A 15,163-nucleotide genomic window follows, 5' to 3' on the forward strand; every position below is an offset into this window, starting at 1 on the left:
TGAAAAAACCGTCTTCGGACGGTTTTTTTGTGCCTGCGATTCAGCCTTGAGGCTGTTCATTGCAGCAAAGACCCGGCAATCTCGGTCGTACCTCTATTCACGGAACGGGCGGGAGGCTTCAGATGGTGCAGTTGTGTTCGATCGAACAAGCAGTGGACGACGTGCTGGCGCGGTTGCCGGCGCATATCCACATGGGCATGCCGCTGGGCCTGGGCAAGCCCAATCACTTCGTCAACGCGTTGTACCGGCGCATCGCAGCCCTGCCCGAGCGGCAACTGACGATCTACACCGCCCTGTGCCTCGGCCGGCCGAACTTGGGTGACGGCTTGCAGAAGCGCTTTATCGAACCCTTCGTCGAGCGCGTGTTCGGTGACTATCCGGAATTGGCGTTCCTCGCCGATCTGCACCGCGACAGCTTGCCCGCCAATATCCATATCGAACAGTTTTTCATGCAGCCCGGCAGCCTGCTCAACAGCGCGCCGGCCCAGCAGGATTACGTCAGCAGCAATTACAGCCACGCCGCCCGCGACATCAACGCTGCGGGTCTCAATCTTGTGGCGCAGTTGGTCGCGAGCAGCGGCGAACATCCGGATCGTCTCAGTCTGAGCTGTAACCCGGACATCACCCTCGACCTGCTGCCGATGATCGCCAAGCGTCGCGAGGCCGGGGAAACCATTCTGCTGGTCGGTCAAGTGCACACCGATCTGCCTTACATGCCGGGCGATGCGGAAGTCGACATCGATGCCTTCGATTTTCTGATAGACGAAAAGGACAGCTCCACGCTGTTCTCCACGCCGAACATGCCCGTGGGTTTTCAGGATCACTTCATCGGTTTGCACGCGAGTACGCTGGTGCGCGACGGCGGCACGCTGCAGATCGGCATCGGTTCGATGGGCGATGCGCTCACCGCGGCGTTGCTCGCCCGTCAGGCCGACAATGCCGGTTATCAAACGCTGCTGGCCGACATCAATCTCAGCCAGTGGGCGCAACTTATCCACAAGGAGGGCGGCACCGCGCCGTTTGCCAAAGGCCTTTACGGTTGCAGCGAAATGTTCGTCAACGGTCTGCTGGTGTTGGCGGATGCGGGGATCATCCGGCGCAAGGTCTACCCCGACGTGCCGACGCAGGAGCAGGCCAATGCCGGCACTCTCGATGAGGCGGCGCAAACCGACGGCATTTCGGTGCATGGCGGCTTCTTCCTCGGCCCGCGCAGTTTTTATGAGCGCTTGCGTGAGTTGCCGCAAAGCAAGCGTCTCGAATTCAACATGACCCGCATCAGCTACATCAACGAGCTGTACGGTCAGGAACAACTCAAGCGTTTGCAGCGCCTCGATGCACGGTTTATCAACACCGTGTTCACCATGACCCTACTGGGCGCCGGAGTGGCTGATCAACTGGAAGACGGGCGCGTGCTCAGTGGCGTTGGCGGGCAGTACAACTTCGTTGCTCAGGGGCATGCACTGGAAGGCGCGCGCTCGGTGCTGATCCTGCGCAGTTGGCGCGAGTCGGGTGGCGATGTCAGTTCGAACATTGTCTGGGAGTACGGCCACTGCACGATTCCACGGCATTTGCGCGACATTGTGGTTACCGAGTACGGCATCGCCGATCTGCGCGGTAAGACAGATTCAGCAGTGATTGAGGCGTTGTTGAACATCAGCGATTCACGCTTCCAGCCGGGGCTGATCGAGCAGGCGCAGAAGGTCGGCAAACTGCCGAAGGATTTCCGCATCGATCCACGTTTCGCCGACAACACGCCACAACGCTTGCAGGCGATTGCCGCAAAACATCCGAACCTGTTTCCGGAGTATCCGCTGGGCTGTGATTTTACTGAGGTGGAACGCGACCTGTTGCGCGCGCTGAACTGGCTGAAGAGCAAGTTCAAACTCACCGAAATCTTCGAACTCGGCAAAGCCGCCCTCGACGCACCCGAGGCTGCGCTATACCCCGAGCATCTTGAGCGCATGCAACTGAGCAGTCCGGAAGGCCTGAAAGAAGATCTGTTTCAACGCCTGCTACTCACAGGCCTAAAAGCCACACAGCCATAACGACCAACACATAACCTGTGGGAGCTGGCTTGCCAGCGATGGCGGTGTATCTTCCAACATCAATGTTGGCTGACAGGGCCCCATCGCTGGCAAGCCAGCTCCCACAGGGTTAATGCGGTCTGGCATGGTTATTCGATGAAGGTTACAACGCCATCCTTCAACGACTGCACGCGAGCCAGCGACTCGACGCGATAGCCCTGCGAATCCAGCTCGGCACGCCCGCCCTGGAACGATTTCTCGATCACGATACCCAGACCGGCGACGGTAGCGCCGGCCTGCTTGATGATCGAAATCAGTGCCTGGGACGCCTTACCGTTGGCCAGGAAGTCGTCGATGATCAGCACGCGGTCGCTGCTGGTCAGGTGGCGCGGGGAGATGGCCACGGTGCTTTCAGTCTTCTTGGTGAACGAGTAAACGGTCGCCGACAGCAGGTTTTCCGTCAGGGTCAGGGACTGTTGCTTGCGGGCGAAGATCACCGGCACGCCGAGGTTCAGACCGGTCATGATCGCCGGGGCAATGCCCGAAGCTTCGATGGTGACGATCTTGGTGATGCCCGAGTCCTTGAACAGCGCGGCGAATTCGTCACCGATCAGCTTCATCAGGGCCGGGTCGATCTGGTGGTTCAGAAAGGCGTCGACTTTCAGGACCTGATCGGAAAGCACGATGCCTTCTTCGCGGATTTTCTTGTGCAGTGCTTCCATGAAGCTGTCCTCGTTCGGCGCATGCGCGCCTGATCAAAAAAAGTGGTCAATTCTAGCGCTTTAACATCGCGCGTATATCCGCCAATGCGCTGTTGCCGCGCACGACTTTGACTTCGGTCGGTGTGTCGTCGTTGCCTTCCCACGCCAGATCGTCCGGCGGCAGCTCATCGAGGAAGCGACTTGGCGCGCAATCGATGATCTCGCCGTACTGTTTGCGCTTGGCGGCGAAGGTGAAGGCCAGGGTCTGGCGCGCGCGGGTGATGCCCACGTAGGCCAGGCGGCGTTCTTCTTCAATGGTGTCGGCTTCGATGCTGGAGCGGTGCGGAAGGATTTCCTCTTCCATGCCCATGATGAACACGTAGGGAAATTCCAGACCCTTGGACGCGTGCAAGGTCATCATCTGCACGCCTTCGGCGCCATCTTCCTCTTCCTGCTGCCGCTCGAGCATGTCGCGCAGGACCAGTTTGCCGATGGCGTCCTCGACGGTCATTTCGCCTTCTTCGTCCTTCTCGAGGGTGTTCTTCAACGCCTCGATCAGGAACCAGACGTTGCTCATCCGGTAGTCCGCAGCCTTGTCGCTGGAACTGTTGGTGCGCAGCCAGTTCTCGTAGTCGATGTCCATGACCATGCTGCGCAGCGCCGAGATCGGGTCTTCGCCGGCGCACTGCTCGCGCACCTTGTCCATGAAGCGCTTGAAGCGCGACAGGCGATCGGTGAAGCGACTGTCGAGATGTTCGCCCAGGCCGATTTCGTCGGTGGCGGCGTACATCGAGATCTTGCGTTCGGTGGCGTAATTGCCGAGTTTTTCCAGGGTGGTCGAGCCGATTTCGCGGCGCGGCACGTTGATCACCCGCAGGAAGGCGTTGTCGTCATCCGGGTTCACGATCAGCCGGAAGTAGGCCATCAGGTCTTTGACTTCCTGGCGGCCGAAGAAGCTGTTGCCGCCGCTCAAACGATACGGCACTTGATGGTGCTGCAACTTCAGCTCGATCAGCTTGGCCTGGTAGTTGCCGCGATAGAGGATCGCGAAATCGCTGTACGGGCGGTCGGTGCGCAAGTGCAGGCTGAGGATTTCCATGGCCACGCGCTCGGCTTCGGCGTCCTCGTTGCGGCAGCGGATCACGCGGATCTCGTCGCCGTGACCCATTTCACTCCACAGCTGCTTTTCGAATTCGTGCGGGTTGTTCGAGATCAGCACGTTGGCGCAGCGCAGAATGCGGCTGGTCGAGCGATAGTTCTGCTCCAGCATCACGACTTTCAGCGATGGATAGTCGTCCTTGAGCAGCATCAGGTTTTCCGGCCGCGCGCCGCGCCAGGCGTAGATCGACTGGTCATCGTCGCCGACTACGGTGAACTGATTGCGCGTGCCGATCAGCAATTTCACCAGCAAATACTGACTGGCGTTGGTGTCCTGATATTCGTCCACCAGCAGGTAGCGGACTTTGTTCTGCCACTTCTCGAGGATGTCGGGGTTGTCCTGAAACAGCTTCACCGGCAGCAGGATCAGGTCGTCAAAGTCCACCGCATTGAACGCCTTGAGCGTGCGCTGATAGTGGGTGTAGACGATGGCGGCAGTCTGTTCCTTGGGGTTGCGCGCGTTTTCCAGCGCTTCGGGCGGCAGGATCAGGTCGTTTTTCCACGAGCCGATCATGTTCTTGATCTCGTCGACGCCGTCGTCGCCCGCGTATTCCTTTTGCATGATGTCGGTCATCAGCGCTTTGACGTCAGTCTCGTCAAAGATCGAGAAGCCCGGTTTGTAGCCCAGCCGCACGTGTTCCTTGCGGATGATGTTCAGGCCCAGGTTGTGGAAAGTGCACACCGTCAGGCCACGGCCTTCGCCGCCCTTGAGCAGGGTGCCGACCCGTTCCTTCATCTCGCGCGCGGCCTTGTTGGTAAAGGTCATGGCGACAATGTACTGGGCGCGGATGCCGCAGTTCTGGATCAGGTGCGCGATTTTGCGCGTGATCACGCTGGTCTTGCCGGAGCCAGCGCCGGCGAGCACCAAAAGAGGGCCGCCGACGTAGCTCACGGCTTCTTGCTGCCGGGGATTGAGTCGGGACATAGAAAAATTCGGGAGTCGTTGACGAAATGGGCCGGCATTTTAACAGGCTCAGCGAATTGTGCTGCTCTGTCCGACTTGTGACGCAATACGCGATTCAAATTTGCCGGTTTTGCTACTTTCACGCAGGATGCGTGGTGATTTTGCGGCTAATGTTCTCACTCATGACACACAGTGCGGTTTTTGATAACTGTTGTCATTTGGACATTGCTCTGCGCAACGGCATAATGCCCGCCGCCCACATCATTGCAGAGTCTAGGGAGTCAGCTTGACTACGCCTGTCGAACCCTTGCGTTTGCTGCTACTGGCCGAAGAGCCAGCGTGGACAGCGTTATTACGCGAGTGTCTGGCTCCCATGGGGAGCGCGGCAGTGCTGATCAGCGCGCCGAGCTGGGAGTCGGTCAGCCGCCTGTTCGAAGACAACCGCAATGCGGTGTTGTTGACCATTGCGGCATTGCAACCGGCACCCGGGCGTTGCAACCTGCCGACCGTGCTGTTGCTGGAGCACGAACCAGCGAGCGCACCTGATGGCGTCAGTGACTGGCTGGTGCGTGATGCGCTCGATCCCGACATGCTGCGTCGTTGTCTGCGCCATGTGCGCGAACGTGGCGTGCTGGAAAATACTCTGCAACGCCTCGCCGAGCAGGATCCGCTGACCGGCATCGCCAACCGTCAGGGCTTCCAGACGTTGTTGACGGCGCGCCTTGCCGAAAACGATGGCCGCGGCCTGGCCCTCGGTCATCTCGATCTCGACAATTTTCGTCACGCCAACGACGCACTCGGCCATCAGGCCGGCGACCGTTTGATCCTGCAAGTGGTCGCGCGGCTGAAAAGTCAGCTGGAGGCCGGTGATCAACTGGCACGTCTGGGCAGCGACGAATTTGCCTTGCTGATCGACACCCGCCGCGCGCCGCAACGCGCCGAGTGGATTGCCGAACGCATCACCGAAGCCTTGGCCGAACCCTACTGGGTCGACGGCGAAAGCCTGTTGATCGGCTCCAGCCTCGGCATCGCGCATGCCCGCGCGCAGGGCGGCGCCGATCCACTGATGTGGCACGCGCATATCGCCATGCAGCAGGCCAAGAGCACTCAGGGCTGCACCTTTCATATCTTCAACGAACGCATCAACCGCAACGCGCGCAGCATGGCCGATCTCGAAAGCGAGCTGCGCCGGGCCTTGCGCCGCGATGAGCTGGAGTTGCATTACCAGCCGCGCCTGAACATGGCGGACGGGCAGATCGTCGGTCTCGAAGCCCTGGTGCGCTGGCGCCACAGCGAACGCGGTCTGCTGCCGCCGAGCGAATTTGTGCCGCTGGCCGAGCAGAGCGGGCTGATCGTGCCGCTGGGTTATTGGGTGATTTCCCGTGCCTTGCGTGACATGCAGGCGTTGCGCGAACGCGGTCTGCCGGCGCTGCACATGGCGATCAACCTGTCGTTCCGCCAGTTTCAGGACAGCCAGTTGCTGCCGACGCTTAGTCGTCTGATCGCTGAGCGCGGGGTCGAGGCGCAGTGGCTGGAATTCGAACTCACCGAAACCGCCGTGATGCGCCGCAGCGACCTGGTCAAACAGACCATGGATGCCCTCGGCCGCCTCGGCGTGCGCTTCTCGCTGGATGACTTCGGCACCGGGTTTTCCTCGTTCGTGCACCTCAACAGCCTGCCGATCACCTTGCTGAAGATCGACAAGAGCTTCGTCGGCGGCATGGAACAGCGCGAAGAGAACCGTAAACTGGTGCACGCGATGATCAACCTCGCGCACAACCTGCATCTGGAAGTGGTCGCGGAAGGCGTGGAAACCTCGGAGCAACTTGAGCTGTTGCGCGGGTTTGGTTGTGATCAGGTACAGGGGTATCTGATCAGCAAGCCGTTGCCGCTGGCTGAGTTGGTTGAGTATTTATCCTTCGATGCGAGCCAGCAGACGCCTCTCGAAATCGTGAGCTGAGCACATCCCCTGTGGGAGCGGGCTTGCCCGCGATGGCGGCGGATCAGTCAGCATTGATATCGACTGACACGCCCTCATCGCGGGCAAGCCACGCTCCCACAAGGTGATCTCAGTCAGTCTGGGCAGCTGTGTACTGATGCGTAGCAGCAGGCTCGCGCCGAATCATCCGCTTCATCTTCCACTCGAATGCCAGCGTCAAACTCACCGCCGCACACGCCAGCCCCAGCGCCAGCCCCCACCAGACGCCCGTCGGCCCCCAGTGCAGATGGAACGCCATCAGCCACGCCGCCGGTGCGCCAATCAGCCAGTAACAACCGAGACCAACGAGGAACGTGGTCTTCGCATCCTTGAGTCCACGAATGGCGCCCATGGCGATCGTCTGCGTGCCATCGAACAGCTCAAACCACGCGGCGACTGCCAACAGGCTCACGGCCAGTTGAATCACCTCGGAAAATGCCGGGTCGTTGTGATCGAGGAATAAGCCGACCAATTGATTTGGCAACAGCCAGAACACCATCGCAAAGGCCAACATCACCACCGCACCGAATAGGATCCCGACCCGGCCGGACATCCGCGCATCATTGAGCTGCCCGGCGCCATAATGCTGGCCGATGCGCATGGTGATCGCGTACGACATCCCCGCCGGCACCATGAACGCTACCGAGACAATTTGCAGCGCAATCTGGTGCGCACCGAGCTGCGTGCTGCCCATGGTGCCCATGCACAGCGCCGCGAAAGCGAACAGGCCGACTTCCACCGCATAAGTGCCGCCGATCGGCAGGCCCAGACGCCACAGCTCTTTGAGGTATTGGCGGTTCGGCCGCGACAAGCCCTGACGCAACGGATAAGCGTCGTAGGCCGGATGCTGACGAATGTGCCAGGCCAGCGCCAGTGCCATGCAGTTGGCGACAATCGCCGTGACCAGGCCGATGCCCATCAAGCCGAGTTTCGGCAGGCCGAACATGCCGGTGATCAGCGCGTAATTCAGCAGAAAATTCGCGACCGTGCCCACCAGGCTGATAACCATCACTGGCGTCGCGCGGCCGATGGCGCTGGTGAACCCGCGCAGGGCCATGAAGCTCAGGTAGCCGGGCAGCGCGAACGGCAGCGCGATGAGAAATTGCCCGGCGGCGGTGACGTTGGTTTCGGTCTGGCCGAACAGCAGCAATACCGGTTCCAGGTTCCACAGCAGCAGACCGGCACCGAGCGCCATCAGCCACGCCAGCCACAAACCGGCCTGAGTCAGTTTGGCAGCGCCGACAATATCGCCGGCGCCCTGGCGAATCGACACCAACGTGCCGACCGCCGCAATCACGCCGATGCAGAAGATCGACACGAACGAATAAGTCGCCGCGCCCAGCCCTCCGCCGGCCAAGGCTTCGGGGCTGAGGCGGGCCATCATCAGGGTGTCGGTCAGCACCATCAACATGTGCGCCAACTGCGAGGCGATCAACGGCCCCGCCAGCCGCAAAATGGCCCAGAGTTCGGTACGCACAGGTCGCTGCATGGTCATCACATCCATTTAATCGAGGGGGCAAGAGACCGTCGATTCTCGGCCCTCAACAAGCTTTGCACAAAGGGATAAAAAGGATGGGTAGCATGATTAAAACTCATCCAGGCGTGATTCTGCTAAGTTGGCGAAATCCCGCAATTGGAGCCTGATCCATGTCCCGTCGACTTCCTCCCTTGTATGCCTTGCGCGCATTCGAAGCGGCGGCGCGGCACAGTTCGTTTACCCGCGCGGCTGAAGAGTTGTCGATCACCCAGAGCGCGGTCAGTCGGCACATTCGTACGCTGGAAGAGCATTTCGCCTGTCGGCTGTTTCACCGCAGCGGACGCAATCTGCAACTGACCGAGTCGGCGCGCATGCTGTTACCGGGTATCCGCGACGGCTTCACCGCGCTGGAAAGAGCCTGTAATACCCTGCGCGCCGAAGATGACATCCTGCGCATGAAAGCCCCCTCGACCCTGACCATGCGCTGGTTGCTGGCGCGCCTCAGTCGCTTCCGTCATCTGCAGCCGGGCAATGAGGTGCAACTGACCAGTGCCTGGATGGACATTGATTCGGTGGATTTCAACGACGAGCCATTCGATTGCGCAGTGCTGCTGAGCAACGGCCATTTCCCGCCGGACTGGGAGGCGAGTTATCTGTTCCCTGAAGAGCTGATTCCGGTCGGCGCGCCGAATTTGCTCAACGATCAGCCGTGGGACGTGGCGCGGCTGGCCAGCGCCGAGCTGCTGCACCCGACCCCGGATCGTCGCGACTGGCGCAACTGGCTGCTGCGCATGGGTCTCGCTGATCAGGTCTCGCTCAAGGGCGGGCAGGTCTTCGATACCCTGGAACTGGGCATGATTGCCGCCGCTCGCGGGTACGGCGTCTCCATGGGCGATTTGCTGATGGTTGCCGAGGATGTGGCGCAGGGCAGGTTGAGTTTGCCGTGGCCGACCGCCGTCGCCAGTGGGGAGAATTATTATCTGGTGTGGCCGAAAACCCGTCCGGGAGGTGAACGTTTGCGCCGCCTCAGCGACTTCCTGCAAGGCGAAGTGCGCGCCATGGCCCTGCCGGATGTCACACGCTTGAGCTGAAACGTTCGAGCCTGCACAATGCCGGCCTTTCGCCATAACCGCGCTATCTACTCAAGTATTCGGTTTTGCCGCCGAATACGTGCAGGTGGGACCGACGTGCCGGTTTCACGATTCACCCCCATTATTAGAAATTTTCCGAGCAAGTGCCGCGATCAAGGAGGATCCGCAGCTCGGCCAGGAGCTGTCCATGTCTCAACCTCGTGCTCGGATCGCCTCGCAGCTGGGCCTCGCGCTCGCCGTGATACTGGCGATTGTCATCAGCGGCAGTACGGTGTTCGCCCTGCGCTCGCTGGATACCGCCAACCTCGCCACCCGTGAGGAGCATCTGGCCAGTGAGGCGCGCCTGCTGGCCGACCAGCTGAGCACCTTTCACGGCACGCTGCGTGAAAGCACTCAGCGCCTGAGCGGGCTGTTCGAGAAGCGGTTCAGCACGGGGCTGAGCATTCATCCGGATGAACCGGTGAACGTGGCCGGCACCCAGACTCCGGGTCTGCACCTGGGCAGCGAAGTGTTGAACAACAACTTCAAGGAAGTTGACGGCTTCAAGCAGATGACTGCCGGCGTCGCCACGTTGTTCGTGCGCAGCGGTGAAGACTTCGTGCGGGTCAGCACTTCGCTGACCAAGCAGGACGGCAGCCGCGCCATCGGCACCTTGCTTGACCACGCCCACCCGGCCTATGCGAAGTTGATGGCGGGCCAGAGCTACGTAGGCCGTGCCTTGCTGTTCGAACGTTCTTACATGACCCAATACACCCCGGTGCGCGACAGCGGCGGCAAGGTGATTGCGGTGCTGTTCGTCGGGTTCGATTACACCGACGCGCAGAACGCCCAGTTCGACAACCTCAAGCGCTTCCGCATCGGCCAGACCGGTTCGCTGGCGCTGCTCGATGAGCAGAACAAATGGTTGGTGCCGCCGGCCGGTGTACAGGCGCTGGATCAAGCGATTCCGGTGATCGGCGGCCTGGCAAAGAAACCGGGTAAAGGCGAATTCTGGAGCGACAAATCGGAAGACTTCTACAGCGTCGCCGTGCCCTTCGATGGCGGGCCGTGGTCGGTGGTGGCGAGCATGCCGAAAAGCGAAATCCGCGCCGTGACCTGGAGCGTCGGCATTCAACTGGCCATCGGCAGCCTGCTGGCGATGCTGATCGCGGTCGGTTCGGCGGTGTGGCTGTTGCGCAGCAAATTGCAGCCATTGGGCGATCTGGTGCGTCAGGCCGAAGCCTTGGGCGCCGGTGATCTGAGCGTGCGTCTGAACGTGTCGAGCAACGATGAGATCGGTCAGCTGTCGCGCGCGTTTAACCAGATGAGCCAGGCGCTGTCGACCATGGTCGAGCACATCCGTCGTGCTTCGGGCGAGGTCAACAGCCGTGCTCAGGCGCTGTCCGGTTTGTCCGGTGGTGCGTATGAAGGCATGGAGCAGCAGTCCGGCGAAATCACCAGCATGGCTGGCGCGGTTGAAGAGTTCTCCGCGACTTCGCTGGATATCGCCGACAACATGGGTGCGACCCAGCGTCTGGCCCAGGAAAATGCTCAGCAAACGCAGATCGGTCGCACCTCGATGGGCGAAGCGTCCTCGTCGCTGGAGCAGATTGCCGGCGCGCTGAACAGCACCGCCACCGTGATCAACACCCTCGGCCAGCGCTCGCAGGAAATCGGTGGCATCGTCGGTGTGATTACCTCGATTGCCGAACAGACCAACCTGCTGGCGCTCAACGCCGCGATTGAAGCGGCGCGTGCCGGCGAGCAGGGTCGCGGCTTTGCCGTGGTGGCCGATGAAGTGCGCAACCTCGCTTCGCGTACCCGTCAGGCGACGGATGAAATCTCCGGCATGATCCAGAGCATTCAGCAGGAAACCGGCAACGCCATCAGCACCATGGAACAAGGCAATTTGCTGATGCAGGAAGGCTTGTCGCGCAACGCCAACGTCGCTTCGGCACTGGCGCGTATCGATGAGCAAAGCCGTTCGGCCGGTGAGCAGTTTGCCGCGATCACCACCGCGACTCAGGAACAGAGCAGCACTGCGACTCTGCTCAGCAGCAACTTGCAGAGCATCGCCCTGGCCAACAGCGAGCAGCGTGAAGTGGTTTCCAATCTGGCGATTACTGCCAAGGAGCTGGAAAAACTGGCAGCAGATCTGCGCTCCGAGGTTGACCGCTTCCGTTGAAGCGGCGCGCCTGCTTACTGGTAGGCAGAGAGGTCTTCGCTGGAGTCGACCTCTCCCCATTCTCCCGTGTAAGGCACAGCTTCGATCGGCACTCGACCGGCATCGATGACCCGTTGCAGGGTGTTGGTCATGTGCATCTGGTCGCACTGGCTCGGGGTCAATTCGCTGCGTAGGCGAACCACTTCTGCCCAGCCCTCGGGCGTGAAGCGCAGCAGACCCATGTACTGGCCTTCGACTTCATCCACCGTTTGCGGTTTGTTGCCGATTTCCGCCAGCGTCTGGTCGCTGTTCAGACGGAACGTTTCGGCGTCCAGCAATGGATCGCCGAAACGTTGTGTCCACAATGCCAACCAGTTCGGGTCATAGGTCACGGCCAGCGATGCCTGGTTGGTCATCAACGACTGCACAGCCGTCGGGCTGTAGAAAATATCCGAATAACTCACGATGCACGGCTGCCCGGCAAGCCAGGCTTCGGCGCATGCCAGAGACGCGACCATGTTGGTTTCAGCCCAGCGTGGGTTATGAAATTCGCTCAGACCTTTGTCGGCCAGCAACGCGCGCTTGTAGCCTGTGACCACAGCGATTTCGCTGATGCCCGCCGCGCGCAGTGACTCCAACTGCCATTCGAGCAATGGTTTGCCGCGCAATTCGACCAGGCATTTCGGGCGTTCATCGGTGAGACTTTTCATGCGACTGCCACGGCCGGCAGCGAGAATAATGGCTTTCACAACAGGTCTGTTCCGTAAGTGATCAAGTGGGGTCGGATTCGCCAAAAAGCAGCTGGATGCGCTGCACATCGTGCGCGGCAAAATCGGCCTCGCGTTCCGGGTGCCACATCCAGCCTTGCCAAGGCAGGCGTGAGTGGCGGATGGCTTCAATTTCGCCGTCTTCGCTGTGCGCCAGCACTTCAAATTCTGGCGGGCAACTGGCAAGGGACAGGTTGTGAAAGCTGTTCACGTCTGCTTTGATCTGGCCGGACAACCGGTGCCGCGTGCGCACATGGCCGGTCACCGGCTGCAGCTCTCCGCCTGCCCAGTGCGCGAGCATTTGCATGCCTCGGCAAATACCGAGCACGGGCAGACGCCGGGTGCGGGCATGGTCGAGCAGTTGCTGTTCAGTCAGGTCGCGGGCCGGGCATTGGCCGATGTCATTGCCGCCGGACAGCACAATGGCATGGGGCGAAACCGCCGCCAGCCACTGCTCAAGGCAAGCATGATCCAGGCCATTGGGCACCGGCACTGGAATAAAACCGGCCGCCAGCAGAAAAGCGCACAAACGCTGATCCAGCGCATCGCGGATCTCGCCGCGCTCCGGGTGGTTGTCCACCCGCTGGCTGATCGCCACGACTTTCACGTCATCATCTCCACCCTGCGGCCCGGGCAATCCAGATGCAGGATGTCCGCTGTCGACCAGCGACGATAGAGCACTTCACCTGCACCGATCACGGCCGGCAAACCGAGTTCACCGGCACGAATCGCCATATGCGAATTGGCCCCGCCCCACGCCGTGATGAGCCCGGCAATCGGGTAAGCAAACAACCAGTCGAAGCCCGGGTCGGCATTGGGAATGCAGACAATTGCTCCGGCGAGTTTTTCCCGGTCATCGCATTGCACCACGGGCGCAGTCACACGCTTTTGGGTGATGAAATTCGGCGCCGTTTCCGGCCACTCGAAGCTCCACACATCCTCGGGGCAGGTAATCATCGGCGGCAGCGATAACTTCAGCGTTTCGGCGTAGCGCGCCTTGCCTTGTTCGATGCTGCGCAACAGCACCTCTTTGGGATCCGCAGCCGCCACGTGCAGCTCGGTGAAGGCGCTGATATCGCAGTAGGCCAGGTCTTCACGCCCGATGCCGTGTTCGGCACCGACTTGCGCAATCAGTGCCAGAGCGTCGGACAGGTTGCGCGTGAAGTGGAATTTGGCCAGCTCGCGCAGTTCGATGCCGTTTTGCAGGAAGTCCAGCAAACCCACCGGATCCGGCTGCAAGCCATGGGCTTCGAGCTGCTTCACGATCTCGCGCATCTGCGGCAGCGTCAGCGAAAACGGCTGAACAGGCTCCGGGGCAGACGGACGTTGATTCCAGTCAAAGTACAGTTCCGGCGCTTCATCGTAACGCGGCGACAGAATGTCGTAGGTGCCCGGACGCAAATGCCCGTAGCGCGACAGGAACGTCGCCTTGTCGAGCATCGCCCGATCACGCGCCAACTGACCGCTGACGGTAGAAACACCGGCCATGAACGCATCGTAGTCAGCCTGCGAAAACACGCCGACGGCCACCAGCGACCTGAGCATCTGCACCGCGACAAAACCCGCGCGGGCCAGGCCGGCGAAGGGCAGGGTGCCGTAGCGTTTCGCGTCCTCCAGAAGCCAGTAGATGCGCTCCAGCGGGTCGGCGTCGGAGGCCAGCAATTCTTCGCGGCGAGCGTTGAGAACGTCGAGTTTGTTGGCATCGCTGCGCCACAAACCGTCTTTCGGGTGGACGATGCGGTTGGTCAGCTTGCGCAAACTGGTGCTGATGGCTTCCAGTTCATGTTGCTGAAAACCGGCACTGGCCAGGCGCTCCAGCTGTTGTGACAAATCCAGGGTGTAGCAGGAGAAAACGATCTCGAACTCCACCTTGTCGTGCAGCGTCGGTTCCGCCAGCAGCCGCTCGATGTAGTAGTCGACCAAGCGCCCGGCCAGCTCTTCGTCGAGGTCTGCCGGTATGAAGGAGTTGAACGACAGCCGCACGTCAATGTAGGGCAGGCCGAAAAAGTGCGGCATCAGCGGAAAGCTGCGCAGGTTTCGGTAGCCATAGTTGTGACGCTGATACGCCCAGATCGAATCCGTCACCAGATCCCGATACAGCGAAAGCGCCAGCGGTTTCGGACGAATGCCGATGATCTCGGCCGGGTTCCAGTCGGGCATCACGCCATAGACTGTTCGCTGGCCGATCAGGAACGGATGCGGGCGCATGCCGCGCGCCACTTTGCGCTGGATACTCTGCAGCCGCGCAGCTTGCGCAGCATCCGATTCCGGACGCCCAGGCAAAATCAGGGGGCGAGCCTGGAGCAACCAGAGAACCTCGCCTGTGGCTTCGCCGGTTACCGCAAACTCGCAGTCGACAGGTTGGTCGCCGAACAGACCGAGCAATTCTTCAAGCAAGGCCACCACCGGAGCGAGCGATGCGGGCGGCGCCACGGGGCTGTGCGCCGCCTGCTGCCAGAGTCGCCCACCCATGCCGCCGGTCACCGACGCAGTGTCAGTACCTTCGGACCAGTTCACCACCCGGTACGGCGCGCAGGTGTTGGGGTCGTGAGAAAACGCGACACCGGAACGCAACACGTTGGCCAGCATCGGCTGGATCAGTATCTCGTCGGCCAGATGCACATCGCCGTAACTGGCGATGACCTGTTCGATCGCGTCGGTCAGACCGGGGTCATCGACATTCGCGAGCGACAGGAAGGCGCCAGCGAACGAGGCATCGGCGCTGTCCTCGCGCGCGCAACTGGAGCGCACGATCCACGGGGCGGCAGACAGCCGTCCCTGGATGTCCCGAATACAGGCTGGCCGATCCGCTTGCCAGTCGGCCACGCTGAACGCCAGCAGCGGCGCAATGCGCGCCGACGCGAGTCGCCCTTGCAGGCGCGACAGCGTGCCGGCCTTGGTTGAGAAATGCAGGGCCATC

General features: G+C 61.0%; 10 protein-coding genes. 4 read left to right on the forward strand and 6 right to left on the reverse strand.

The genetic code is table 11. The annotated features are described in order from the left end of the window. The first annotated feature begins 122 nt into the window (after window positions 1-122). Complete coding sequence (locus tag ACP7EE_RS04380) at window positions 123-2,045, forward strand: acetyl-CoA hydrolase/transferase C-terminal domain-containing protein (RefSeq protein WP_426233728.1); 1,923 nt, start codon at window positions 123-125, stop codon at window positions 2,043-2,045. A 128-nt stretch (window positions 2,046-2,173) separates the two neighbouring features. On the opposite strand, the gene ACP7EE_RS04385 is transcribed toward ACP7EE_RS04380, so the two are convergent. Together ACP7EE_RS04385 and rep are read right to left on the reverse strand one after the other, a co-directional pair. Then, complete coding sequence (locus ACP7EE_RS04385; RefSeq protein ID WP_016772573.1) at window positions 2,174-2,746, reverse strand: xanthine phosphoribosyltransferase; 573 nt, start codon at window positions 2,744-2,746, stop codon at window positions 2,174-2,176. A gap of 52 nt (window positions 2,747-2,798) precedes the next feature. Then, a complete protein-coding gene (rep, locus tag ACP7EE_RS04390) occupies window positions 2,799-4,808 on the reverse strand; it encodes a DNA helicase Rep (RefSeq protein ID WP_420649229.1) in 2,010 nt (669 codons plus the stop codon). A 265-nt stretch (window positions 4,809-5,073) separates the two neighbouring features. Between rep and ACP7EE_RS04395 the strand changes: the two genes are divergently transcribed. Next, the gene (locus ACP7EE_RS04395) at window positions 5,074-6,747 is read left to right on the forward strand and encodes a putative bifunctional diguanylate cyclase/phosphodiesterase (protein ID WP_426233729.1); all 1,674 of its coding nucleotides are present in this window, start codon (window positions 5,074-5,076) and stop codon (window positions 6,745-6,747) included. A gap of 109 nt (window positions 6,748-6,856) precedes the next feature. On the opposite strand, the gene ACP7EE_RS04400 is transcribed toward ACP7EE_RS04395, so the two are convergent. After that, window positions 6,857-8,254: a NorM family multidrug efflux MATE transporter gene (locus tag ACP7EE_RS04400; protein ID WP_426233730.1), complete on the reverse strand. Its 1,398-nt coding sequence runs from the start codon at window positions 8,252-8,254 to the stop codon at window positions 6,857-6,859. 158 nt (window positions 8,255-8,412) lie between these two features. Here ACP7EE_RS04400 and ACP7EE_RS04405 point away from each other — a divergent pair, with 158 nt between their 5' ends. Then, on the forward strand, window positions 8,413-9,333 hold the full coding sequence (locus tag ACP7EE_RS04405; RefSeq protein ID WP_420649226.1) for a LysR substrate-binding domain-containing protein: 921 nt from the start codon (window positions 8,413-8,415) through the stop codon (window positions 9,331-9,333). 187 nt (window positions 9,334-9,520) lie between these two features. Beyond that, window positions 9,521-11,497 (forward strand): methyl-accepting chemotaxis protein, encoded by a 1,977-nt coding sequence (locus ACP7EE_RS04410; RefSeq protein WP_426206659.1) that lies wholly within the window; start codon window positions 9,521-9,523, stop codon window positions 11,495-11,497. A 14-nt stretch (window positions 11,498-11,511) separates the two neighbouring features. Here the strand turns inward: ACP7EE_RS04410 and ACP7EE_RS04415 are convergent, their stop codons facing one another. From ACP7EE_RS04415 to ACP7EE_RS04425, 3 genes are read right to left on the reverse strand one after another with little or no spacing between them, the layout of a single operon-like run. Further along, entirely contained in the window at window positions 11,512-12,225 is a 714-nt protein-coding gene (locus tag ACP7EE_RS04415) for a phosphocholine cytidylyltransferase family protein (protein WP_426206658.1), read from the reverse strand. A 22-nt stretch (window positions 12,226-12,247) separates the two neighbouring features. Then, window positions 12,248-12,850 carry a gamma-glutamyl-gamma-aminobutyrate hydrolase family protein gene (locus tag ACP7EE_RS04420; RefSeq protein WP_426233731.1) on the reverse strand — a complete coding sequence of 201 codons (603 nt, stop codon included), beginning with the start codon at window positions 12,848-12,850 and terminating at the stop codon, window positions 12,248-12,250. Then, window positions 12,847-15,162: a PEP-utilizing enzyme gene (locus tag ACP7EE_RS04425; protein ID WP_426233732.1), complete on the reverse strand. Its 2,316-nt coding sequence runs from the start codon at window positions 15,160-15,162 to the stop codon at window positions 12,847-12,849. The genes ACP7EE_RS04420 and ACP7EE_RS04425 overlap by 4 nt, the downstream gene beginning before the upstream one ends. Between the last annotated feature and the right edge of the window lies 1 nt (window position 15,163).

It is taken from the genome of Pseudomonas sp. TWP3-2, assembly GCF_049897765.1.
In the GTDB taxonomy this organism is placed as follows: Bacteria; Pseudomonadota; Gammaproteobacteria; order Pseudomonadales; family Pseudomonadaceae; genus Aquipseudomonas.

Bases quoted from the DNA above. Each gene is read 5' to 3' on its own strand.
- ACP7EE_RS04385 (WP_016772573.1), bottom strand. From the start codon at position 2,746: ATGGAAGCACTGCACAAGAAAATCCGCGAAGAAGGCATCGTGCTTTCC.
- ACP7EE_RS04400 (WP_426233730.1), bottom strand. From the start codon at position 8,254: ATGCAGCGACCTGTGCGTACCGAACTCTGGGCCATTTTGCGGCTGGCG.
- ACP7EE_RS04410 (WP_426206659.1), top strand. From the start codon at position 9,521: ATGTCTCAACCTCGTGCTCGGATCGCCTCGCAGCTGGGCCTCGCGCTC.
- ACP7EE_RS04405 (WP_420649226.1), top strand. From the start codon at position 8,413: ATGTCCCGTCGACTTCCTCCCTTGTATGCCTTGCGCGCATTCGAAGCG.
- ACP7EE_RS04425 (WP_426233732.1), bottom strand. From the start codon at position 15,162: ATGGCCCTGCATTTCTCAACCAAGGCCGGCACGCTGTCGCGCCTGCAA.
- rep (WP_420649229.1), bottom strand. From the start codon at position 4,808: ATGTCCCGACTCAATCCCCGGCAGCAAGAAGCCGTGAGCTACGTCGGC.
- ACP7EE_RS04380 (WP_426233728.1), top strand. From the start codon at position 123: ATGGTGCAGTTGTGTTCGATCGAACAAGCAGTGGACGACGTGCTGGCG.